This window comes from Microvirga roseola, from assembly GCF_020866965.1.
Classification (GTDB): Bacteria; Pseudomonadota; Alphaproteobacteria; order Rhizobiales; family Beijerinckiaceae; genus Microvirga; species Microvirga roseola.
In genome coordinates, this window is sequence record NZ_JAJATX010000218.1 from 1 (window position 1) to 382 (window position 382).

Sequence of the window (382 nt, forward strand, 5' to 3'; positions counted from 1 at the left end):
TTGGCCATTTCAGGCGGGGAAGCATGCGGCGTCTGTTAGGCGGTTAAGCAGAGCCCGCGGGATTTTCACCTGATCCCGGTCCAGCCGGGACGTTTCAAAACTGGCGCTCCATAGTTGGGCGCGCACAACCGCAAGAGCATCGCTGAAGGTCAGGCGATTTCGCATACCAGGCTGCCTGCCGTGGTCTCCAGCCGTCGTTGAGAACCTCTCCCGCCCACAATGTCACCAGTGCAAACAGTCCCAGCAGCGCCGGCGTAGTGCGGGCGATCGCTGTATCCGACCACTGGCGCTGTGTCTCGACGCCGAGATGCCGGCGCACTTCCGCGAACGTCACCTCCACCGCACGGTATCCATCGGATCCGCTGTCAGATCCGTGCACAGC

Annotated in this window: 1 pseudogene; it reads right to left on the reverse strand. The window is 62.6% G+C overall.

From position 1 onward, the window contains the following. Positions 1–94: 94 nt before the first annotated feature. Positions 95–382, reverse strand: a pseudogene (locus LG661_RS24955) (hypothetical protein); the annotation flags it as partial.